The sequence below is a fragment of the Limnobacter sp. 130 genome (assembly GCF_902506325.1).
Taxonomy (GTDB): domain Bacteria; phylum Pseudomonadota; class Gammaproteobacteria; order Burkholderiales; family Burkholderiaceae_B; genus Limnobacter.
The window spans coordinates 515951-537365 of sequence record NZ_LR732328.1 but is presented as its reverse complement, the minus strand read 5'-3'; the positions used below and the strand labels follow the sequence as shown (position 1 = coordinate 537365).

Here is a 21415-nt window from a genome sequence, read left to right as displayed (position 1 = left end):
GGACAAGAATGAGCATGAATTTGGCGCAATACCTTGAACACCATGCCGACGCGCACATGGGTGTGTTGATTTCGGCAATTGCCGAAGTGTCGCAATCCATTTCCGCGGCGGTTCACAAAGGCGCGCTGGGCGGTGTGTTGGGTAGTGCAGGTTCGGAAAACGTACAAGGTGAAACCCAAAAGAAACTCGACATTATTGCCAATGACATGATTCTGGATGCGCTGGGCGCCACTGGTGTGGTGGCTGGCATGGCATCCGAAGAGCTGGATGATTGCTCTCCGGTTCCCGGACATTCAGATCGCCCATTCCTTGTGCTGTTCGATCCATTGGATGGCTCCAGCAATATTGACGTCAATGTGTCGATCGGTACCATTTTTTCAGTGCTGCCCAACCCCGATGTGGGCGAAATTACCAATGAAAGCTTCCTTCAGGCTGGAACTGAACAATTGGCAGCAGGCTATGTGGTGTATGGCCCGCAAACATCACTGGTGCTGACATTTGGCAAGGGCGTGGTGGCCTTTACTCTCGATCGTGAAGCAGGTGAGTATATTCAAACCAGTGAGAGCATGGACATTCCCGAAGACACAAAGGAATTTGCCATCAATATGTCAAATCAGCGCCACTGGTATGCACCAGTGCAACGTTATATTGCTGAATTGCTGGAAGGGAAAACCGGCGCACGCGGAAAAGACTTCAACATGCGCTGGATTGCCTCCATGGTGGCTGATGTGCACCGTGTACTAACCCGGGGCGGCATTTTCATGTACCCCAAAGACCTGCGCGATCCCGGCAAACCGGGCAAACTGCGCCTGATGTACGAAGCCAACCCGATGAGTATGCTTGTGGAACAAGCGGGCGGCAAAAGCTTTGATGCCACTCAACGCATTCTGGACATTCAACCCACAGATTTGCACCAGCGCTGCGCGGTTATGCTGGGTTCGGCCAATGAAGTGCAGCGGGTCAGTGATTATCACAAAGGCTGATTTGGCTTTGCCCGTCAATTAATTGCCGAATTTCGCGAATTCACGCTCTGCGTCAGCCTTGCGCTTGTATTCGCGTTGTTTGGCATCAATTTCCGCTAACAAATAATAATTATCCTTGGCATAACGCTTGGCAATTTCAGCCTGTTCAATGGCTGGCAAATACGCTTGACGGGCATTGTAAGACTGCGCCAACGCCATGTGATGTTCCGCAGGCTGGCGTAGCGCCAGGGCACTTTGCGCGAGCAAATCGAACACCTCTGGCACTGAACGATAAGCTTGGGACAACTCTTTCAAGTAGGCATCTGATTCAGCAAACAAGCCCAAGCGTTGCAAGCCCTCCGCATACAGCAAGCGAATCGACATTTCACTTTTGAAATCATTGCGCAGTGCGGTCAGCTGCCCGAGCAGGGCTCTTTCCTGCGCATTCAGTGCGGAGCGGTCCCTCACGGGTCGCTGATCCATGGGTGCAGAGGCCAAAGGCAAATTGACATCCATGGCCATTCGCATGTGCTGACTTTGCAGTAGCTGTGGCACTTCGGTTTTCTTGACCACCGATTGCCCAGCCTTGAACAACTCAATGGCTTTTTCACTGGCGGCAAGAGCCTCTTGCTTTTTACCCATTGAATTCAGAACCAAAGAACGTCCATAGGTCAAAGCAACCTGGCCTTTAATTCCCTCTTGCTCGTTCGGCGACTCGAAAGTACGCAGACGATCAAGCAATTGCTGGTTACTGCGCTCTGCAAATACGATTGATTTGACCCTGATCAATTCAAATTCCAGACTCGACTGGTTCCGGGTACGATTTGAACCACTTTCCAGGCCAGCCCGATTTCGGATGTCAGCAATTCGCTCGGTGGTCAGGGGGTGCGTGCGCAAATAGGAGGGCGCGTTGTTTTCATACAGTCGGGAAGCTGTTTGCAAACGTCCGAAAAAATCCACCATACCCTGGGTGTCAAATCCAGCTTGTTGAAGCGTTAGAAAACCGACCCGATCAGCTTCGCGTTCTGCATCCCGGGAAAAAGCCAATTGCTGATCGATGGAGTACCCGGCACCCGCAGCCATCAAACCAGAGGCCGCTTGAGGGTTGGAGCCGGCGACCAGCAAGGCGGCAATCAAGGCCGCGGTGGCGACCAGACTGGCCTGCTTTTGTTGGCCAAAACGACGTGCAATGTGGCGTTGGGTAACGTGCCCTACTTCGTGTGCCAACACCGAGGCCAATTCTGACTCGGTTTGCGACGCAGCAATTAAACCCGTGTGCACGCCGATGTAGCCACCAGGCATAGCGAATGCATTGACCGATTTATCTGTGACCAGGAAAAACTCAAAATTGGAAGGAGATTCAGATGCAGCTTGAACAATTTTATTGCCCAACCTACTGATGTACGCAGTGATTTCAAGATCGGTGTTCACTGCGCCGAAGGCACGATAATCTTTCATGATCAGCGCACCCAGACGGCGCTCGTCCTGAACGGACAGCTCTGCTCCGCCTGCATCGCCCAAACTGGGCAAGTTGTTCAAGCCATCGGCATGCGCAACAGGCGAAATCAAGGATGACAGCAACAGGGTACTGCACAGCACACTCGCAACACTTTTCCGAAAATCAAGACGCATCATGGGCTTTTTACGGTGATAGTCTGGGTATGATAGCGCGATGAAAAACAAGTTCAATCAACTTCGGGCTTTGTGTTGTGTTTCCATGGGTAAATTTAGGTAAATGCAGCAGGCACCATTGAAGTTTGGAAAATCAGTTAGCAGGGGATTACAACAATGAACGGACTCACGCATTTTGACCAGGAAGGCAATGCACACATGGTCGATGTGGGCGGCAAAAGCGAGACAGAACGCAAAGCGGTGGCCACAGGGACCATACAATTGGGCCGCGAGGCTTACGCTGTTTTGAAATCGGGGACAGCCAAGAAGGGTGATGTGCTGGGAGTGGCACGAATTGCTGCAATTCAGGGTGCCAAACGAACTTCTGATCTAATTCCACTTTGCCACCCACTACCCCTGACTCGATTGGCTGTTGAATTTGAACTAAACGATGAACTGTGCGAGGTGCACTGCACCTGTACGGCGCAAACAGTGGGTAAAACCGGCGTTGAAATGGAAGCCCTGACCGGTGTTCAGGTAGGGCTTCTGACCATTTACGACATGCTTAAAGCGATAGACAAAGGCATGGTGATGACGCAAACCAAGCTAGTGGAAAAACGCGGCGGCAAGAGTGATTTCAGTCGATAAATACTAGTTAACGTTGTTGTTACGGCAGGCTGCCGGTAAGTAGCGCCGGAACTCGGCGGTGACATTAGTTACGCAGCGCCATTCTCCCACAGGCTGCAAAGGGTCTGTATGCCTTACTCCACCTGTGAATGGAATCAAGGCAATGAAATTGTTAGCAACAATGCCGGCCGCCACCGTGTTGGCTTGAAATGTCACCTGAATTCTTCCGTTTGCACCAACCAGCAATTGACGTGCGTACTGACTTTGGGCCGCTACGTTGGACTGACACCCGGCATCGCCCGCGTTGGCTGGCCATGCATTTGTAGTTGCGGTGAACTCGATAATACCCGCCTTGCAAGACTGGGCAATATTCATCAATTCGGTGACCTTGGCGCGATTCAGATAATCCTGAAACGCTGGAATTGCGATGGCAGACAGCACGCCAATAATTGCAATGCCAATCATCAATTCGATCAGGGTAAAACCCTTCGAAATCTTGCTTCGGGTAAAGGTTTTTGGAGTAATCATCGTCGCATTCCTCACATCGAAAAGTGGTGTTGAGAGACCATTCTTCGGTGTTCAGCCTGCGCGAAGTACCCCCGCTAGGGTTAAAAACAAAAACCCCACCATTCAGGGTGAACAGTGGGGTTTGCGTAGTTGGCCATTGAGACCCAGTGCAGACTCTTAGGCGCCGATTGCCTTTTTCAGCAATTGACCCATGACCGAGGGGTCTTTGGTCACAGTGATACCGCACTCTTCCATAATGGCCAGTTTTTCCTGAGCTGTACCTTTACCGCCAGAGATAATGGCACCTGCATGGCCCATACGCTTCCCGGGGGGCGCTGTGACACCAGCAATGAAACCAACCACTGGCTTGGTCATATTGTCCTTGACCCACAACGCAGCTTCTTCTTCATCGCTACCGCCAATTTCGCCAATCATGACTACAGCATCCGTGTCCGGATCATCATTGAACATGCGCATGACATCAATGTGCTTCAATCCATTCACGGGATCGCCGCCAATACCCACGGCAGTGGACTGGCCCAAGCCCAACTCACTCAACTGACCCACCGCTTCGTAAGTCAGGGTACCTGAGCGGGATACAACACCAATACGACCCTTCTTGTGAATGTGGCCGGGCATGATGCCGATCTTGATTTCATCAGGTGTGATTACGCCTGGGCAGTTTGGACCGACTACGATTGTTTTACGGCCTTCACGACGCATGCGATCGCGTACTTCGATCATGTCGCGAACAGGAATGCCTTCGGTGATACAAATCACCAGGTCCAGATCGGCTTCGACTGCTTCCCAAATGGCAGCAGCCGCGAAGGGAGGTGGTACATAAATAACTGAGGCATTGGCGCCAGTTTGCTTTTTGGCATCGGCCACGGTGCCAAAAATAGGCACGCCTTCGAAGTCCTCGCCGGCTTTCTTCGGGTTCACACCCGCTACGAAACAGTTATTGCCGTTGGCATATTCACGGCACATGCGCGTGTGGAACTGACCAGTTTTACCAGTAATACCCTGGGTAATTACCTTGGTGTCTTTGTTAATGAGAATAGACATTGTGAAAATCCTTTTTCGTGTTGAATGGCTGTCAAATGTGGAGCACCAGGCGCTTAAGCACCTTTGGTAGCAGCCACCACTTTTTGAGCAGCCTCACCCATGGTGTTCGCTGCAATGATCGGCAAACCAGATTCGGCCAGAATTTTCTTGCCCAAATCTTCGTTCGTACCTTTCATGCGCACTACCAAGGGAACCGACAAACCCACCGCTTTCGATGCAGCAACCACGCCATCTGCGATCACATCGCAACGCATGATGCCGCCGAAAATATTCACCAAAATGGCCTTCAGGTTGGGGTTTTTCAACATGATTTTGAAAGCTTCAGTCACTTTCTCGGTTGTGGCACCACCACCCACATCCAGGAAGTTGGCTGGCTCGCCACCAAACAATTTGATGGTATCCATTGTGGCCATGGCCAAACCAGCGCCGTTGACCAAACAACCAATGTTACCGTCTAGGCTAATGTAGCTGAGGTCAAACTTACTGGCCTCGATTTCTGCCGGATCTTCTTCAGCCAAATCTCGCAAGGCTACGATTTCAGGGTGGCGATGCAAAGCGTTGGAATCAAAGTTCAACTTTGCGTCCAGGGCGATGATGTCGCCTGAACCAGTCAGAATGAGCGGGTTAATTTCGGCCAGGCTGGCGTCAGTTTCCCAAAAGGCTTTGTACAAACCCTGAAATGCGACACGTGCCTTGGCCACCGAACCGGCGGGGATACCAATTTTTACAGCCAAATCGTCAGCTTCTGCGTCGGTCAAACCAGATACGGGATCAACATACACTTTGTGAATCAGGTCGGGCGTGTGCTCTGCAACCTCTTCAATTTCCATGCCGCCTTCGCTTGACGCCATGACACATACACGTTGGGTAACACGGTCGACGACCATACCCACATAGTATTCTTTCTTGATGTCCGCACCCTCTTCAACCAACAAACGGCTCACTTTCTGGCCTTCGGGGCTGGTTTGGTGGGTAATCAACTGCATGCCCAGAATTTGGCTTGCATAAGTTTTTACATCTGCCAGGCTTTTGGCAACCTTCACGCCACCGCCCATGCCGCGACCACCCGCATGGATTTGCGCCTTCACGACCCACACCGGACCACCCAGTTTTTCCGCGGCAGCCATGGCCTCGTCGATTGAATAACAGGGGTAGCCGGTTGGCACAACCACACCGTACTTCTTCAGAATTTCCTTGCCTTGATACTCGTGAATCTTCATTTGAATTCCTTGCTGGGAAAGTTAATGCAAATCGGCTAGACGCAACAAGGCGACTGAACTGACAACATTGTAAAGTGGAGAGTGTTTTTTTCGCGTGACAGCGCAAGCGGGTTCTCGGACGTAAAGCCGAGGCAAGGACGAGGCATGCCGAGCATGCTATGAAGGTTTTTATCCATCTCTTTCTTTGCTTCTTGTGTCGTTGAATAACGCTTCGTTATTTAACTAGACTATCACTTCTATGGAAACACATAAGCCGAGCGAGATGATATCACGCATTGGATTTGAACTCAGCTAGAATGCGACGCCAGGCGCGTTCTATGTTGCCAAATTCAAACCCGCGAGCGGAAAGTCCTCTGTATACCTTGGATTTCAAAGTTAACAGTTGTGCCTGGTCGATTCCCGCATCACTGTTCAACACAGTGTCCAGGCTTGAGAACTGTCTGCGTTTGATCCAGTCATAGGCCCTGTCCTCTTCACCGGTCAGGGTATGTGCGTCGGAGTCTGTTTCTGAAATCGATTTAACGTCGCCCAAACCGTGTTGTCCCAATTCAGCCGTGATCGCCCTATCACCGAAGGTGGGCGCGCGCCTGCGAAACAGACTCAGCTTAAAACGCTCATCAGACTGAAATTGGTGTGAAGTAGCCCACTCAATGGCCTCCTCCACTTCACTGGACTCGTATCCGCGTTGTAATAACTTGGCTCGAAGTTCTGACTGGCTGTGCTCCCTTCGGGCGAGCAGTGCAACAGCCTTTGATTTGGCGGAGGCCACGGGCTTGCTCAAGCCTGTGGCACCCCCGAAAGAACGCTTACTCGGCGTCTTCGACTTCATTCTTCTTCTTGGCAACTGGGGCTGACGCTGCAGCCTCAAGCAAACGCACACCGAGCTTTTCACGAATTTTGTTCTCGATCTCGGCAGACATTGCGGAATTGGCCTTCAGGAAGTCACGGGCGTTGTCTTTGCCTTGACCAATTTTCTCGCCATTGTAGGAATACCAAGCACCGGCTTTGTCTACGAAGCCATGCAACACGCCCAGATCAACAACCTCCCCCTCTCGAGACGTACCTTGACCGTACAAAATGTCGAATTCAGCTTGTTTGAATGGCGGGCTTACCTTGTTTTTAACCACCTTGACGCGGGTTTCACTGCCAATAACCTCGTCGCCTTTTTTGATCGCACCAATTCGCCGAATATCCAGACGAACAGACGAATAGAATTTCAAGGCGTTGCCACCTGTGGTGGTTTCCGGGCTGCCAAACATGACACCAATTTTCATTCGGATTTGGTTAATAAAGACAACCAGGCAATTTGTACGCTTGATGTTGGCCGTTAATTTGCGCAAGGCCTGGCTCATCAATCTGGCTTGCAAGCCAGGCAGTGAGTCGCCCATATCACCTTCAATTTCGGCTTTGGGGGTTAGCGCTGCCACCGAATCAATGACGACCAAGTCTACCGAACCCGAACGAACCAAAGCATCAACAATTTCCAGTGCCTGCTCGCCAGTGTCAGGCTGGGAAATCAGCAGATCGGGCAAATTAACGCCCAATTTGGAAGCGTATTGAACATCGAGCGCGTGTTCAGCATCGATAAACGCACAGGTGCCGCCAAGTTTTTGCATTTCAGCAATTACTTGTAAAGTCAGAGTGGTTTTACCAGATGATTCAGGCCCATAAATTTCGACGACGCGGCCACGTGGCAAGCCACCGATGCCCAAGGCAATATCGAGACCCAAGGAACCGGTTGATACCGACTGAATGTCGTCGATGATCTCATTTTCACCAAAACGCATGATACTGCCCTTGCCAAACTGCTTCTCGATTTGGCTAAGCGCGGCGGCCAGGGCTTTGACTTTTTCTGAGGATTGGTTCTTTGTTCTGAGATCTTCCATGGTCTGCCTTCAACTGAATTGGGTTTCGATTTCTGAATTATTGCACAATTTTTACTGTAAATCTATACAGCCTTTTTGAGTGATACTTTTGAAAGTATAGTTAACCCGGCTTGTACTGCCTGCTGGCGAACGGAGTCACGATCTCCTTCAAAAACATGGTGAAAAGCTTCAATTGACCTGTGCCGCACCGCCAAGCCAAACCACACTGTGCCCACGGGCTTGTTGGCTGAACCACCCCCTGGCCCGGCAATGCCAGACACAGACAGGCAACAATCCACACCCAATGCGATCATGCCCCCATTGGCCATTTCTTTGACGCACTCTTCACTGACTGCCCCGTGTTGCTCCAACGTGGACTCACGAACATACACTGACTTCATTTTGACTTTGTTTGAATAGGTAATCAGCCCACCCTCAAACCAGTCACTTGAACCCGAAATACTGGTCAATGCCGCGCCAAGCCCACCACCCGTGCAAGACTCGACCACGCCGAGTTTGCCAGCCGATGCATTGAATGTGTCCGCAATTTGCAGCAAAAGTGCTTGGTCTGGATTGCTCAAGAGGCTCCCCGTAATAGGTTGGAAAATCGGTTCACTTCAAAAAATACAAATAAACCGCCAGTGTAAGCAGCGTCATGAAGGCCGCCACGATGTCGTCGAACATAACACCAAAACCGTTTTTCCAATGTCGGTCGAACCAACGGATGGGGGGCGGTTTCACCATGTCATAAAACCGGAAAAGCGCCACGCAGGCCAGTTGGGCAGCTGGACCGGAAAAGTGGTTGGAGGCCACAAACAACACCAGCCAGATTGCCACGATTTCATCCCATACAATGCCGCCGTGATCAATAACTCCCAAAGCTTTGCCCGTAACCTGGCAAGCCCACACGCCCGCCAAGAAGGCACCAGCTATTGCCCAAACCCACTGGCTACCAGCCAGGTAGGGATCAAGCCACAGGTATAACAACCAACCCATCAATGTGCCGAATGTTCCCGGCAAAAACCACGCCAAACCACTGCCAAAACCCAAGGCCAACAAGTGAGCCGGGTGGGCCAACATAAAACGCCAATTCGGTCTGCGACTGTGGTTTGAGGTCAATTCTTGCTCTCGGCAAAATGATTGTAAGAAGTTCCAGAAATACGCTTGCGCTCTTCTCCCGGGGTTCGAAGCCACAGTCCGCTTCCCTGCTCAATAATGCCCACACAATGAAGACCCGCGCCCAAGGATTGTATTGCATCGCGATGTCGCGGGTGGGCTGTCCAGCACAATTCGAAATCGTCACCGCCTTTCAAGGTTTGTGCAATCAGCGTTTTCAACAACCCGGCAACATCAGCGTGTTGATCAATTTCGGGCCAAAGATGCCGCCAAATGGACTCCAGGCTTGTCTGAGAAAGTACGGCTGCAACTTCACTGGCTTTTAAAACATGAGCCAGATCGCCACTTAGACCATCGGAAAGGTCCAGACAGGCACTGGCCAGGCCGTGAAGCATCAACCCAAGTTCAATTCGCGGCACTGGCATTTCAAGCCGGCTCACAGCCTGCCGAACCAGATGTTCGGGCAATACGGCCAACAAGGCCTGGACCTTTTGCAACTCGGCACCCCGGCAACATTCCGCCAAACGGCCACGCTTTTGGTATTCAAGTAAAAGCCCGAGCCGAGCCAGCCCGGGGGTGCCGCTAACCCAGATTCCCTCATCCGCTTTTGCATGCCCCCGGTTGAACCCGCGGTGAGATGCGGCCGCTTGCCCAAACACGGTGATCGACACGGTTTTCAAAGTATTCAACCCGGCAGACGTGGTGTCACCACCCACAAGTGGGCAGTTAAATCGGGTGGCCACCTCGAGCAAACCTGCCGAAAAACCGGCAAGCCATGTTTCATCGACCTCGGGCAAACTTAAATTCAGGGTGAATCCCAATGGCGTGGCCCCACTGGCAGCCAAGTCCGACAGATTACAAGCCAGTGCTTTCCAGCCTGTTGTACGCGGCGCATCGTCGGAAAAGAAATGCACACCTTCAACCAAGGTGTCGGTGGAGGTGAATAGATTCTGACCCGGAGAAATTTGAAGTGCGGCACAGTCATCGCCAATACCAAGCAAGACTGTGTCAGCATTGGCCCGCGCCAACGGGCCAAAAGGCGTTTTGAAATGGCGATGAATAAGGTCGAATTCCAAAACGCCTCTTGAGTATTAGCTGGACTGACTATTCGCCTGGGCCTTGATTTCGGAATCACGCGCCTGAGCGGCTACTTTGTCGAGCACGCCATTGACGAACTTGAAAGCGTCGGTACCCCCAAAGGTTTTGGTGAGTTCGACAGCCTCATTGATTACAACCCGATAGGGAATTTCAGCATGGGTATTCATCTCATGGCTGGCAAGTACCAAAACAGCCTTTTCAACCGGGCTGAGTTCACCCCAAGGTCGGTCGATGAATGGCTGGATTTGATGCATCAAGTCTTCAAGGTGATGAACAGAACCATGCAAAAGCGATTCATAGTGTTCACGGTCAGCCTTGTCGAAACCGGGGGCGTTGCGAATGTGCGCATCCACTTCACCGACCTCGGTGGGATTCAAAAACCACTGATACAAACCCTGCAAGGCCAATTCGCGGGATCGACGTCGAGCGTTGCGTGTGTGCCCTTGCCTCTTGCCTGATTCAGGCCTGCTGGCTTCACTCATCGTCTTCTTCCTCGTCATCAGCACTGGGCAGGTTGTCGTCCAGCGTCATCATTAAATTGCCCATTTCCACGGCACAACGCGCTGCATCAACACCTTTGTCTTCAATGCGCTCAATGGCCTGTTCTTCGGTGTAGGTGGTCAGGACCATGTTGACCACAGGCACGTCGTGCGCCAAAGCCACGCTTGAAACGCCGCGCGCGCTCTCGCCGCAAACAATCTCGAAATGATAGGTATCACCCTTGATCACGGCGCCCAAAGCGATCAGGGCATCGAATTCACCTGAAAAAGCCAGTCGCTGCAAGGCAATTGGAATTTCCATGGCACCTGGCACGGTAATGTGCAAAATATCCTCGTTCAACACACCCAAACGCAGCAACTCGCTGCAACAGGCAGCCCAAAGGCCATTGGTGATTTCTTCGTTGAAGCGGGCCTGAACCACACCCACACGAATGCCATCGCCGTTCAAATTAGCAGGCATACTTCCTGGACTGTTGCTCATTTCGTTTCTCCGTTGACATAACCTGACACTTCCAAATCAAACCCGGTCATGCTTGGCATTTTCCGTGGCCGGGACAGCAATTTCATTTTGTTCACACCCAAATCGCGCAAAATTTGTGCGCCGATACCGTAGGTTCGCAGGTCCGGGTTCGAGCCAGCGCCCTTGCGTGCGGTTGTGCCACGCTGCTCAATGTCGTCGAGCGAAGCAAACTGCCCCAACAAGCGGTCAGAGGAGACATCGCAGTTCAGCAGCACAATGACGCCTGCCCCTTCTTCCACCACTTTCTTCATGGCTGCGGGAATCGAGAATGAGTGCTCCGACAAGTTCACTTCCAGAAAGTCGATCAGCGAGGTGGGTTCGTGCACACGCACCAAGGCTTCTGTATCCGGGTTCAACTGGCCATACACAAGCGCAAAATGTGCGCTGCCCGTTGGCTTGTCACGGAAAGAAATGCAATTGAACTGGCCCTGCACGGTGTCAATGACACGTTCGTGCATGCGCTCGATCAGGGATTCTTTGGTGCTGCGGTACTGAATAAGGTCGGCAATGGTACCGATCTTCAAGTTATGTTCTTTGGCAAACTCGACCAGATCGGGCAAACGGGCCATGGTGCCGTCGTCTTTCATGATCTCGCAGATCACGGAAGCTGGACTTAAACCAGCCATTGCAGACAAATCGCAGCCTGCTTCTGTGTGGCCGGCTCGCATAAGAACACCACCGTTTACGGCAGTCAGCGGAAAAATGTGGCCAGGCTGAACCAAGTCTTCGGGCTTTGCGTTTTTGTTGACTGCCACACGAATGGTGTGGGAACGGTCAGCCGCTGAAATGCCAGTGGACACACCCTCAGCAGCTTCGATAGACACGGTAAAGTTGGTGCCATGCGAAGAACCGTTGGCAGCCACCATCGGGCGCAGACCCAATTCGCGGCAACGGGCTTCGGTCAATGTCAGGCAAATCAGGCCCCGGCCATATTTGGCCATAAAATTGATTGCTTCTGGCGTAACAAAATCGGCGGCCAACACAAGGTCGCCCTCGTTTTCACGGTCTTCTTCATCGACGAGAATGACCATGCGGCCCGCACGCATTTCTTCAACAATTTCGTTGATTGGACTAATTGACATGGCAGTGTAAGTTCTTGAGATTGATTTAATGGGCTCTATTGTAAGCCTTCAAGCGCCATTCACGCACGCACAGCAGTAGAAGGACTACTCCCCAAATCGAAAACCACAGGCGATTGCCCCACTTCGCAAAGAAGGTTTGCCCCAATCGACCCTCGATTTGCCCCGACCACACCAGTGCCTTTCCGGGATCGACCCGCAAAGCCCACTGCCCATGCTCGTTCACAAAGCCAGACATCCCCGTGTTGGTCACCCTTAATCCAGGCTTACGGTGCTCGGCAGACCGGGTTCGACCCATTTGCGCGTGCTGATCGAGTGCCCAGGATTGACCAAACCAGGCCAGGTTACTTAAATTCACAAACAGCGTTGGCTCTTGCGTGGAATTGGCGACCAAACCTGCAAACTCCCCACTGAAAATGTCTTCGTAACACACGGTAGATGCCAAGGCATTGCCATCGACCAAAAAGGGCTTCAGTGGGCCCGAGCCTGAAGTGAACTCGCCCATGGGCATGTTCAACATGGCAACAAACCACTTGAAACCCAATGGAATGAATTCACCAAAAGGCACCAAATGCCGTTTGTCGTGCCTTATTTTGGGCACCTCCAGGTCATTCAGCGCCTCATCGCCTTGAAACATAACAATTGAATTGAAATACCGTGAACCCTCTTGAATTGCAGACCCCATAACCACGGCTGTTTCCCCCGGAGTGGCAAAGTCACGAAATGTAGTTCGCCATTCCTCGGGGGTGTCGGTCCACACCAAAGGATTGACAGTTTCCGGAAACACAAGCAATCCACCGCCTTGCTGGGCCAACTCATGCTTGGCCGTGTCGCCAAGGGCAAAGGTTTTTTGCATGTTCGACACAATCAATTCGGGATCAAACTTGATACTTTGATCCACATTGGTTTGCACCCCCACCACCGTCAACGGGCCTGCACTTTGGGTTTTCACCGGTAACTGCACCAATACCAGCGCAGCGACCAGCACAGAGGACACGGCCAAGGCCAAACCACTGCGGCGCGTAAGCACAAATGACACAAGCAAATGCCCAATCAGCATGAGAACAAACAAGCTGCCGTAGCTGCCGAGCCACGGTAACAAATTGGTAAATGGAGAATCGACCAAGGCATCGCCCAAACCCAACCAGGCAAAACCAGTCATGAAGGTACCCCGGGCCCACTCAAAGAAGGTCCACAACGCAGCCCACAACAACGCATTAAACACTTCCCCGGTTGGGGATGCTGCATTGGTGGACATAAATCGGTTGTAGAACCACAGCGCCAAGGCAGGAAAAAGTGCCAAATACAGGGTAAACGCTGCGATAGCCGCCCAGGCCAGCAACGATGGCAAGCCACCATAAGTATGCAGACTGATATGCAACCAGGAAACACCAACCCCATAAGCCGACCAGCCAAATGCCAAACCTGTCAGCCAGGGCCGACGTGTTTTAAGTGCAACAAATGGCAACACCGCAAGCAACAGCAGCCCTAGCCACCACAATGAAATCGGGGCAAACGACAACGCCCAAGGCGCTCCCAAAAGTGCGCCTGCAAAAAAGGAGTACATCAAGTGGGCCTGTCGGAGTCGGAATTTTCAGCGGATGGGTTGGAATCAAGGGAGTCTGGAGCAGGTTCTATTTTTTGAACTCGAAGCAAATGCACCTGCCTTGCATCTGCACGCAACACCTCGAAGCGGAAAGGTGGCGACTCAACCACGTCGCCACGCACTGGCAAACGCGCCAAGTGGTCGGTCAACAGTCCGCCCAATGTATCCGCATGTTCGTTTGAAAAGGTCGTTCCAAATGTTTCATTGAACTGCTCAATCGTGGTCAGGGCTTTGACGCGATACACACCAAGCTGATCGCCGCCCAAGCTCACAATATTGTCGGCTTCTTCATCGAAATCGTATTCGTCTTCAATGTCACCCACAATTTGCTCAAGCACGTCTTCGATGGTCAGCAAGCCAGCCACCCCACCGTATTCATCGACCACCAAGGCAATGTGATTGCGGTTCAGGCGGAAATCATGAAGCAGCACATTCAAGCGCTTGCTTTCGGGAATGAACACCGCCGGGCGCAGCATGTCGCGCAAATTGACCTCAGAATCAGCATGAATGCGCAGAAGATCTTTGGCCAACAACACACCAATCACATTGTCGCGCTCGCCTTCATAGACTGGAAAACGCGAGTGAGCCTTTTCTACCGCAAAAGCGACGATTTGATCGATGGAATCTTCGGCATTGATGGCGTCCATTTGAGCGCGGGGCACCATGATGTCGCCTGCGGAAAGGTCGCTAACCTGCATGACGCCTTCAATCATTGAAAGCGCATCGGCGTCCAGCAGGTTTCTTTCATGAGCCTGCTGAAGGACTTCCAGCAACTGCTCTCTGTCCTCTGGCTCTCGAAGTAGCAGTGAAGACAAACGTTCTAGCAGGCCCCGCTCTTTTTTACTGGGGACCTGCAACGGACTCGATTCTGACATGGGGGAGGATAAACCTCTGCAAACAATAACGGCTCAAGGATAACCGAAAAAAATGACGGATATCAGGCAGCCGTGATTGGCACCAGTCCACGCAAGGAGTTGGGATAGGCCTCCACAATGTCCAACTCAACGATTTGCCCCACCATGCGGGGATTACCGGCAAAGTTGACCACCCGGTTGTTCTCGGTACGGCCAGCCAATTCAGCAGGGTCTTTTTTGGAAGGTCCCTCCACCAACACCTTCTGGCGCGTGCCCAGCATGGACTTGCTGATGCTGGTGGCGTGGTCTTGAATTGTTTTCTGTAGACGGGCCAAACGCTTGAGCTTGGTGATCTGGTCGACACCGTCTTCCAGATCAGCGGCAGGCGTGCCCGGCCGAGGGCTGTAAACAAAGGAAAAAGAGGTATCGAAACCCACAGAGTTGATCAAATCCATGGTTTTCTCGAAGTCAGCTTCAGTTTCGCCGGGAAAGCCTACGATGAAATCGGAAGACATGGAGATATTGGGGCGAATTTCACGCAGCTTGCGAATAATTGACTTGTACTCGAGTGCGGTGTAACCGCGCTTCATGGCAGCCAAAATGCGGTCGGAACCCGCTTGAACCGGCAAATGAAGGTGATCCACCAGCTTGGGAAGCTTGGCATATGATTCGATTAAGCGCGGACCAAACTCTTTGGGATGCGAGGTGGTAAAACGAATACGCTCAATGCCTGGCACCTCAGACACATATTCCAACAGCAAGGCAAAGTCTGCAATTTCAGCAGTTTCACCCATTTTGCCGCGGTAGGCATTCACGTTTTGCCCCAACAAATTGATCTCTCGCACACCTTGATCTGCCAAGTCAGCAATTTCCATGAGCACATCGTCGAAAGGGCGGGAAATTTCTTCGCCGCGTGTGTAAGGCACCACGCAGAAACTACAGTACTTGCTGCAACCTTCCATAATGGAAACAAAGGCTGTGGCACCGGTGTTTTTGGCCAAGGGCAGGTTGTCGAATTTTTCGATTTCAGGAAAGGAAATATCAACCTGTGGCCTGTGAGTGTCCCTACGCTGCTTGATCAGTTGCGGCAAGCGATGCAGGGTTTGGGGACCAAATACCACATCCACATAAGGTGCGCGCTCAACGATCGCCTTGCCTTCCTGACTGGCCACACAGCCACCCACCCCAATAATGAGGTTGGGATTGGATTTTTTCAGGTGCTTGACTCGACCAAGATCGCTGAATACTTTTTCCTGCGCTTTTTCACGTACCGAACAGGTATTGAACAAAATAATGTCCGCATCATCGGGGGTATTGGTCCGCTCCACCCCATCAGAGACGCCCAGCACATCGGCCATTTTGTCGGAGTCATACTCGTTCATCTGGCAGCCAAAGGTTTTGATGAAGAGTTTTTTCTTGGAAGTCATGGTTTGCCTAAAATATGCCACCATGAAGCAGACCTGCTTCAGAACAGAAACAGGAGCCAACACGGGGACGTTGTAAATCGTTGCGCGTTGCCGCGGATTTTACGTGTATCCCTTGCTAAAATGAAGACTTCGTTGAAAAAACACAGGATTGGTGCGTAGTAATGCCAAATCAACCCCCACGCTTTCCCGGTTTTCCGGGTTTGCCTGCACTTCCGAAACTCCCCTCTGTGGATGCAGTGCTCAATGAAGTCGACAAAGCCCTGAAAACACTCGCAGCCACGCCCGTGGCACAGCGCCCAAACCCCGCCGGGCAAAATCTGCGTGCCGAGCAGTTAAGCGACGCAGAAAAAGAACAAGTCATTGGTTTGATGCGCGTCAACCATGTTGGCGAAATTTGCGCGCAAGCGCTTTACCAGGCGCAAGCCTTGGCCAGCAAAGATCCTGAAAAGAAAGCCCTGTTCGATCACGCGGCCAAAGAAGAAGCAGACCACTTGGCCTGGACGCAGGAAAGGCTTGACCAATTGGGCGCGCGCCCCAGTCTGTTGAACCCATTCTGGTACGGCGGCGCGTTTGCCTTGGGGTTTGTAGCAGGCACCTTGGGCGACAAGGTGAGCTTGGGTTTCATGGCTGAAACCGAGAAACAGGTTGAAAAACACCTGAATGACCACTTGGGCAGGTTGCCTGCAGGCGATCAGCAATCACGGGCAATTCTGGAACAAATGCGCCAGGATGAAATTGAGCACGGGCAAACTGCCATTGACCAGGGCGCCAACAATTTGCCCATGCCTGTAAAACTGGCCATGACCGCCATGTCAAAGGTCATGACCACACTTGCGCAGAAAATTTAATCTTCAATAATTTCGTGCGTGAACACCAGTTCAGCGGTTTTGCCCAGCATGGCAGACGCTGAACAATACTTCTCGTGCGACAACTTGATGGCCCGATCGACCAGATTGGGCTTTAACCCCCTGCCGATCACTTGAAAGTGGAAATTGATCCGGGTAAACACCTTGGGGGCTTCTTCAGCGCGCTCTGCACTCATTTTCACCTTGCAGTCGCGAATGTCTTGTCCGCTTTTGCGAAGTATCAACACCACGTCGTAAGCCGTACATGCACCAGTGCCCGCCAACACCACTTCCATGGGACGCGGAGCCAGGTTATTGCCCCCGCCATCTGGCGCTCCGTCCATACACAACATATGACCACTGCCGGTTGTGGCCACAAATGACATGCCGGGCAACCCGGACCAGCTAACTTCGGCTTCCATAAAGCTCCTTGTTTATGATTAATCACTCATTATGCATTGCACAATATTTAGCGAAAAGAAGTTGAGAAACTGCTCTATTTTATTAGATTGAATTAACAAATAACTATTCAGTCACTAGTTTTAAATACAAGCTATTGTTTTTGTTGGAATTTTTTAAACCACTTTTAAATTGTGGAATAAGTTGCTTTTTTCGGACAACAAAAACAGACTCTTGCGCCGCAACAGAAATGTCTCTAGAATTCAAATTGTAGTCACTTGAATGAACCACGACACATCAATCGCAGAGTTTCTTTCACAGTGCAAAGTTGTCTCCTCCACCCTCCTCCTTTGGTGGATTAAACCCAAGCACTTCACAGTGCTTGGGTTTTTTTTATCCAACACTCAAAAAAGTTTAACCGAAAGCAAAAAACTTTGCTAAAATCGCGGGTTACCTGTTGGGAGAGCCCTTCGGCTGCCGACCTGCATATTAATTGTGGGCTGCATGTACAAGTAGGGAGACAGGTAAAAAGCACTTTTTTATCTTTAAGGAAAAATCATGAAAACCTACTCAGCGAAACCCGGTGAGGTTAAACAAGAGTGGTTTGTGATCGACGGCACCGACAAGGTGTTGGGACGTGTAGCCAGTGAAGTTGCACGCCGCCTCCGTGGTAAACACAAACCTGAGTTCACACCGCACATCGACACAGGCGACTTCATTGTTGTTGTAAACGCCGGTAAATTGCGTGTTACAGGCACCAAAGGCCTGAACAAAAAGTATTTCCGTCACTCTGGTTACCCAGGCGGTATTTACGAAACAAACTTTGACAAGATGCAAGAACGCTTCCCCGGCCGCGCGCTGGAGAAAGCAGTGAAAGGCATGTTGCCAAAAGGTCCTCTGGGCTATGCGATGATCAAGAAATTGAAGATCTACGCTGAAGCAGAGCACCCGCATTCCGCACAACAACCCAAGCCACTTGAAATCTGAGGTGAACCATGATTGGTGAATACAATTACGGAACCGGTCGCCGCAAAAGCTCAGTGGCCCGTGTTTTTATCAAAAAAGGTACTGGCCAGTTCATCGTGAACGGCAAGCCTTTGACTGAATACTTTTCTCGCGAAACAGGCCAAATGGTTGCACGTCAACCTTTGGTATTGACCGAGAACGTTGAAACTTTTGACATCAAAGTCAACGTGCGCGGCGGCGGCGAAACTGGCCAAGCTGGTGCAGTTCGTCACGGCCTGACTCGCGCTTTGATCGACTTCGACGCAGAACTGAAGCCAACTCTGTCCAAAGCAGGTTTGGTTACTCGTGACGCGCGTGAAGTTGAACGTAAGAAAGTGGGTCTGCGTGGCGCTCGTCGTCGCAAACAGTTCTCCAAGCGATAAACCAAGCGTTAATAATCAAAGTACGCTTACACCCAGCAGCCCTCCCAGCTGGGTTACAATCAAAAGCCGCACAAATGTGCGGCTTTTTTTCTTTTCAGCACAAGGATTAGTCATGATCAAGGTAGGCATTGTCGGCGGAACCGGTTACACAGGCTCTGAACTTCTTCGCCTGTTGGCCCTGCATCCGCAGGCCGAACTGAAAGCAATCACATCGCGCGGCGAAGTGGGCCAACCTGTGGCCGACATGTTCCCTGCCCTGCGCAAGCGCGTGAACATTGCTTTTACAGAGCCTAAGTTTGAATCACTGAAAGATTGTGACGTGGTGTTTTTCGCCACACCCCACGGCGTGGCCATGGCCCAGTCCGCTGAACTGGTGAACGCTGGCATTCGTGTCATCGACCTGGGCGCAGATTTTCGCCTGAAAAATACCGCTGAATTTGAAAAGTGGTACGGCATGCCACACTCTGAACCCGAACTACTTAGCCAAGCCTGTTATGGCCTGGTGGAGTCGGCCCGCACTGAGCTCAAGAAAGCCAAACTGGTGGGTCTGGCAGGTTGCTACCCCACTGCCGTGCAATTGGCCTTGAAGCCACTCCTTGTTGCGGATACGCCATTGATCGACGAAAGCAGCATTGTGGCCGATTGCAAATCGGGCGTTTCCGGTGCTGGCCGCAAAGCCACGGTAGGCTCTTTGTTCTCGGAGGCTGCTGAAAGCTTTAAAGCCTACGGAGTAAGCGGCCACCGCCACTTGCCAGAAATTGAACAAGGCCTGGAATTGATCTCGGGCCGGAAAACCCAGATTACTTTTACCCCCCACTTGGTGCCCATGGTGCGCGGTATTTTGGCAACCACGTACGTGAAACTGAACGAACAGGGCAAAAACACCGACATTCAGGCACTTTACGAGCAGCACTATGCCAAAGAGTACTTTGTGGATGTGATGCCAAAGGGCTCCCTCCCAGAAACCAAGTCAGTGCGCGGCTCAAATTTTGTGCGCATTGCATTGCATCGCCCGCAAGGCCGCGACACCCTGGTCATTGTCTCAGTGATCGACAACTTGGTAAAAGGTGCTGCAGGCCAGGCCGTTCAGGCCATGAATGCGATGTTTGACCTGCCCGAACACATGGGTTTGGAACAGCTGCCGCTGTCGCCTTAATAATCAGGATTTCGTAGTTTGAACCCAAAAAAAACACATCATTCACGTCGAACACTGCTTCCGGGAGTTAAACGATCCTCCAGGTTTGCATTCGCTTATGGCCTGCTGCTGGGCCTTGTCATTTTGGGCGCATGCGCTGCCTATGCGCTGTGGGGCCCCAAAGGCAACGTTATACAGGGCTTGTTTTCTACGCAGGAAATCGAAGTGTTGAATGCTCAACTTGCTGAGCTTCAAACCAAAACCATCGAGATGCAGGAAGATATTTCACGTACCAATGAGCTGGTGAAACTGGACAAGGAGGCGCGCAGCAAGTTGAATTTGCTGATCAGCAACCTGGAGTCAGAAAATGCGAAATTAAAAGAGGACTTGGCATTTTTTGAAGGTTTTATTCCGGGCAGCCTCCAGGGGGCTATTTCATTAAAGCGTTTGCAAGTGAACAAGGACACGGTTCCTGGTCAATACCGCTACAAAGCACTCGTGATTCAGGGTAGCCAGCGCCCGGAGATTACCCTGAATGTGCAGGTCTTGATTAAAGTGTTGAACAAAGACGGATCCAGTGTCATAGTTTTACCGAACGCAGAGTCTTCAGAAGATCCCCAGTTCAAAATCACACTGACCCGTTTTTCAAGGGTATCGGGCATGTTTTCCCTTCCGGAAGACAGCAAGCTGCAAAGCGTAGAAATGAGAATTCTGGATGCGGGTGCCATTCGCGCCCAATCAACTATCAAACTGTGAAGGGGTTTACACATGTTTTCGAAGAAAAATACAAAGCGACTGCTGCCTATTCAAAGTTTGGTTGGTGCCGACATGGTGCTCAAAGGAGATTTGCATTTCAAAGGTGGCCTGCGCATTGACGGCGAGGTGGACGGCAACGTGGTGGCCGATGAAAGCTCACAATCACTTTTGGTCATTTCCGAGACCGGCAAAGTGCGTGGCAGCGTGCGCGTGGGCCATGTGGTGGTCAGCGGCCTGATCGAAGGACCGATAGAAGCCAATCAGCTTCTGGAACTACACCCTTCCGCAAATGTCTCAGGTGACGTAAGATATAGGGCATTAGAGATGCATCCAGGTGCTGTTGTTGACGGTACCCTGCATCACGAAAGTGAAGAAGTGGTGCCAAGCAGGCTGGCATTGGCATCAAGCAAGTAAAATCCAGCACATAGGCAGGACATGATGGAAGTAACTACGACAGAACAACCCAGCGTATTGGTCTTCACCGATTCAGCAGCAGCCAAAGTGCGCGACCTGATCAATGAAGAAGGCAACCCCAACTTGAAGTTGCGCGTATTCGTGCAGGGTGGTGGATGCTCTGGTTTCCAATACGGCTTTACCTTTGATGAAGACGTGAACGAAGACGACACCGCTTTGGACAAAGGCGGAGTGACTCTTCTGATCGATTCAATGAGCTACCAGTATTTGACTGGTGCAGAAATTGACTACAAAGAAGACATCAACGGCGCACAATTCGTGATTAAGAACCCAAATGCCACAACAACCTGTGGCTGCGGATCCTCTTTCTCGGTGTAAACCGGAAGCGGGCTGGCATTCACCCCAGACCTGATCGAAAAAC

25 protein-coding genes are annotated in these 21415 nt (G+C 51.5%); 9 read left to right on the top strand and 16 right to left on the bottom strand.

Annotation, left to right across the window (positions count from 1 at the left end; all coding sequences use genetic code 11):
* Nucleotides 1-14 precede the first annotated feature (14 nt).
* Complete coding sequence (locus FRIGORI9N_RS02610) at nt 15-983, top strand: class 1 fructose-bisphosphatase (RefSeq protein ID WP_201301436.1); 969 nt, start codon at nt 15-17, stop codon at nt 981-983.
* An 18-nt stretch (nt 984-1001) separates the two neighbouring features.
* On the opposite strand, the gene FRIGORI9N_RS02605 is transcribed toward FRIGORI9N_RS02610, so the two are convergent.
* Nucleotides 1002-2543, bottom strand: coding sequence for a M48 family metallopeptidase (locus FRIGORI9N_RS02605; RefSeq protein ID WP_159568342.1), 1542 nt, complete (start codon nt 2541-2543; stop codon nt 1002-1004).
* 207 nt (nt 2544-2750) lie between these two features.
* Between FRIGORI9N_RS02605 and moaC the strand changes: the two genes are divergently transcribed.
* Entirely contained in the window at nt 2751-3221 is a 471-nt protein-coding gene (gene moaC / locus FRIGORI9N_RS02600) for a cyclic pyranopterin monophosphate synthase MoaC (RefSeq protein ID WP_159568341.1), read from the top strand.
* 3 nt (nt 3222-3224) lie between these two features.
* Here the strand turns inward: moaC and FRIGORI9N_RS02595 are convergent, their stop codons facing one another.
* From FRIGORI9N_RS02595 to miaB, 14 genes are all read right to left on the bottom strand, one after another.
* On the bottom strand, nt 3225-3728 hold the full coding sequence (locus FRIGORI9N_RS02595; protein WP_159568340.1) for a pilin: 504 nt from the start codon (nt 3726-3728) through the stop codon (nt 3225-3227).
* Nucleotides 3729-3884: 156 nt separating this feature from the next.
* On the bottom strand, nt 3885-4772 hold the full coding sequence (sucD, locus tag FRIGORI9N_RS02590) for a succinate--CoA ligase subunit alpha (protein WP_159568339.1): 888 nt from the start codon (nt 4770-4772) through the stop codon (nt 3885-3887).
* A gap of 53 nt (nt 4773-4825) precedes the next feature.
* Nucleotides 4826-5992 (bottom strand): ADP-forming succinate--CoA ligase subunit beta, encoded by a 1167-nt coding sequence (gene sucC / locus FRIGORI9N_RS02585; protein WP_159568338.1) that lies wholly within the window; start codon nt 5990-5992, stop codon nt 4826-4828.
* A 268-nt stretch (nt 5993-6260) separates the two neighbouring features.
* Nucleotides 6261-6821: a regulatory protein RecX gene (locus tag FRIGORI9N_RS02580; RefSeq protein ID WP_159568337.1), complete on the bottom strand. Its 561-nt coding sequence runs from the start codon at nt 6819-6821 to the stop codon at nt 6261-6263.
* On the bottom strand, nt 6799-7878 hold the full coding sequence (recA, locus tag FRIGORI9N_RS02575) for a recombinase RecA (protein ID WP_159568336.1): 1080 nt from the start codon (nt 7876-7878) through the stop codon (nt 6799-6801). The genes FRIGORI9N_RS02580 and recA overlap by 23 nt, the downstream gene beginning before the upstream one ends.
* Nucleotides 7879-7940: 62 nt before the next feature.
* A complete protein-coding gene (locus tag FRIGORI9N_RS02570) occupies nt 7941-8438 on the bottom strand; it encodes a CinA family protein (RefSeq protein ID WP_159568335.1) in 498 nt (165 codons plus the stop codon).
* 31 nt (nt 8439-8469) lie between these two features.
* Entirely contained in the window at nt 8470-8937 is a 468-nt protein-coding gene (locus FRIGORI9N_RS02565; RefSeq protein WP_159569569.1) for a phosphatidylglycerophosphatase A, read from the bottom strand.
* Nucleotides 8938-8972: 35 nt separating this feature from the next.
* Nucleotides 8973-10049: a thiamine-phosphate kinase gene (gene thiL, locus FRIGORI9N_RS02560; protein WP_159568334.1), complete on the bottom strand. Its 1077-nt coding sequence runs from the start codon at nt 10047-10049 to the stop codon at nt 8973-8975.
* Nucleotides 10050-10064: 15 nt separating this feature from the next.
* Entirely contained in the window at nt 10065-10553 is a 489-nt protein-coding gene (gene nusB, locus FRIGORI9N_RS02555; protein WP_159568333.1) for a transcription antitermination factor NusB, read from the bottom strand.
* Nucleotides 10546-11052, bottom strand: coding sequence for a 6,7-dimethyl-8-ribityllumazine synthase (ribH, locus tag FRIGORI9N_RS02550; RefSeq protein ID WP_159568332.1), 507 nt, complete (start codon nt 11050-11052; stop codon nt 10546-10548). Before ribH ends, nusB begins: the two co-directional genes overlap by 8 nt.
* Complete coding sequence (ribBA, locus tag FRIGORI9N_RS02545) at nt 11049-12173, bottom strand: bifunctional 3,4-dihydroxy-2-butanone-4-phosphate synthase/GTP cyclohydrolase II (RefSeq protein ID WP_159568331.1); 1125 nt, start codon at nt 12171-12173, stop codon at nt 11049-11051. The genes ribH and ribBA overlap by 4 nt, the downstream gene beginning before the upstream one ends.
* A 25-nt stretch (nt 12174-12198) precedes the next feature.
* Nucleotides 12199-13737: an apolipoprotein N-acyltransferase gene (gene lnt / locus FRIGORI9N_RS02540; protein WP_159568330.1), complete on the bottom strand. Its 1539-nt coding sequence runs from the start codon at nt 13735-13737 to the stop codon at nt 12199-12201.
* Nucleotides 13737-14651 (bottom strand): HlyC/CorC family transporter, encoded by a 915-nt coding sequence (locus tag FRIGORI9N_RS02535; RefSeq protein ID WP_159568329.1) that lies wholly within the window; start codon nt 14649-14651, stop codon nt 13737-13739. The genes lnt and FRIGORI9N_RS02535 overlap by 1 nt, the downstream gene beginning before the upstream one ends.
* A gap of 62 nt (nt 14652-14713) precedes the next feature.
* The gene (gene miaB, locus FRIGORI9N_RS02530; RefSeq protein ID WP_159568328.1) at nt 14714-16081 is read right to left on the bottom strand and encodes a tRNA (N6-isopentenyl adenosine(37)-C2)-methylthiotransferase MiaB; all 1368 of its coding nucleotides are present in this window, start codon (nt 16079-16081) and stop codon (nt 14714-14716) included.
* 137 nt (nt 16082-16218) lie between these two features.
* On the opposite strand from miaB, the gene coq7 reads away from it, so the two are divergent.
* Complete coding sequence (gene coq7 / locus FRIGORI9N_RS02525; protein ID WP_159568327.1) at nt 16219-16905, top strand: 2-polyprenyl-3-methyl-6-methoxy-1,4-benzoquinone monooxygenase; 687 nt, start codon at nt 16219-16221, stop codon at nt 16903-16905.
* On the opposite strand, the gene FRIGORI9N_RS02520 is transcribed toward coq7, so the two are convergent.
* Nucleotides 16902-17324, bottom strand: coding sequence for an OsmC family protein (locus FRIGORI9N_RS02520; RefSeq protein WP_105027035.1), 423 nt, complete (start codon nt 17322-17324; stop codon nt 16902-16904). The genes coq7 and FRIGORI9N_RS02520 overlap by 4 nt on opposite strands.
* A gap of 535 nt (nt 17325-17859) precedes the next feature.
* Between FRIGORI9N_RS02520 and rplM the strand changes: the two genes are divergently transcribed.
* The 6 genes from rplM (at nt 17860) to erpA (ending at nt 21372) form a co-directional block, all read left to right on the top strand.
* Nucleotides 17860-18288, top strand: a complete 429-nt coding sequence (gene rplM, locus FRIGORI9N_RS02515; RefSeq protein WP_008251461.1) for a 50S ribosomal protein L13 — start codon at nt 17860-17862, stop codon at nt 18286-18288.
* An 8-nt stretch (nt 18289-18296) separates the two neighbouring features.
* Entirely contained in the window at nt 18297-18689 is a 393-nt protein-coding gene (gene rpsI, locus FRIGORI9N_RS02510) for a 30S ribosomal protein S9 (protein WP_159568326.1), read from the top strand.
* Nucleotides 18690-18801: 112 nt separating this feature from the next.
* Entirely contained in the window at nt 18802-19845 is a 1044-nt protein-coding gene (gene argC, locus FRIGORI9N_RS02505; protein ID WP_159568325.1) for an N-acetyl-gamma-glutamyl-phosphate reductase, read from the top strand.
* Between the two features lie 18 nt (nt 19846-19863).
* A complete protein-coding gene (locus FRIGORI9N_RS02500) occupies nt 19864-20580 on the top strand; it encodes a DUF6776 family protein (protein ID WP_159568324.1) in 717 nt (238 codons plus the stop codon).
* A 12-nt stretch (nt 20581-20592) separates the two neighbouring features.
* Nucleotides 20593-20994 (top strand): polymer-forming cytoskeletal protein, encoded by a 402-nt coding sequence (locus FRIGORI9N_RS02495; protein ID WP_159568323.1) that lies wholly within the window; start codon nt 20593-20595, stop codon nt 20992-20994.
* A 21-nt stretch (nt 20995-21015) separates the two neighbouring features.
* Nucleotides 21016-21372 carry an iron-sulfur cluster insertion protein ErpA gene (gene erpA, locus FRIGORI9N_RS02490; RefSeq protein ID WP_159568322.1) on the top strand — a complete coding sequence of 119 codons (357 nt, stop codon included), beginning with the start codon at nt 21016-21018 and terminating at the stop codon, nt 21370-21372.
* Nucleotides 21373-21415: the final 43 nt, after the last annotated feature.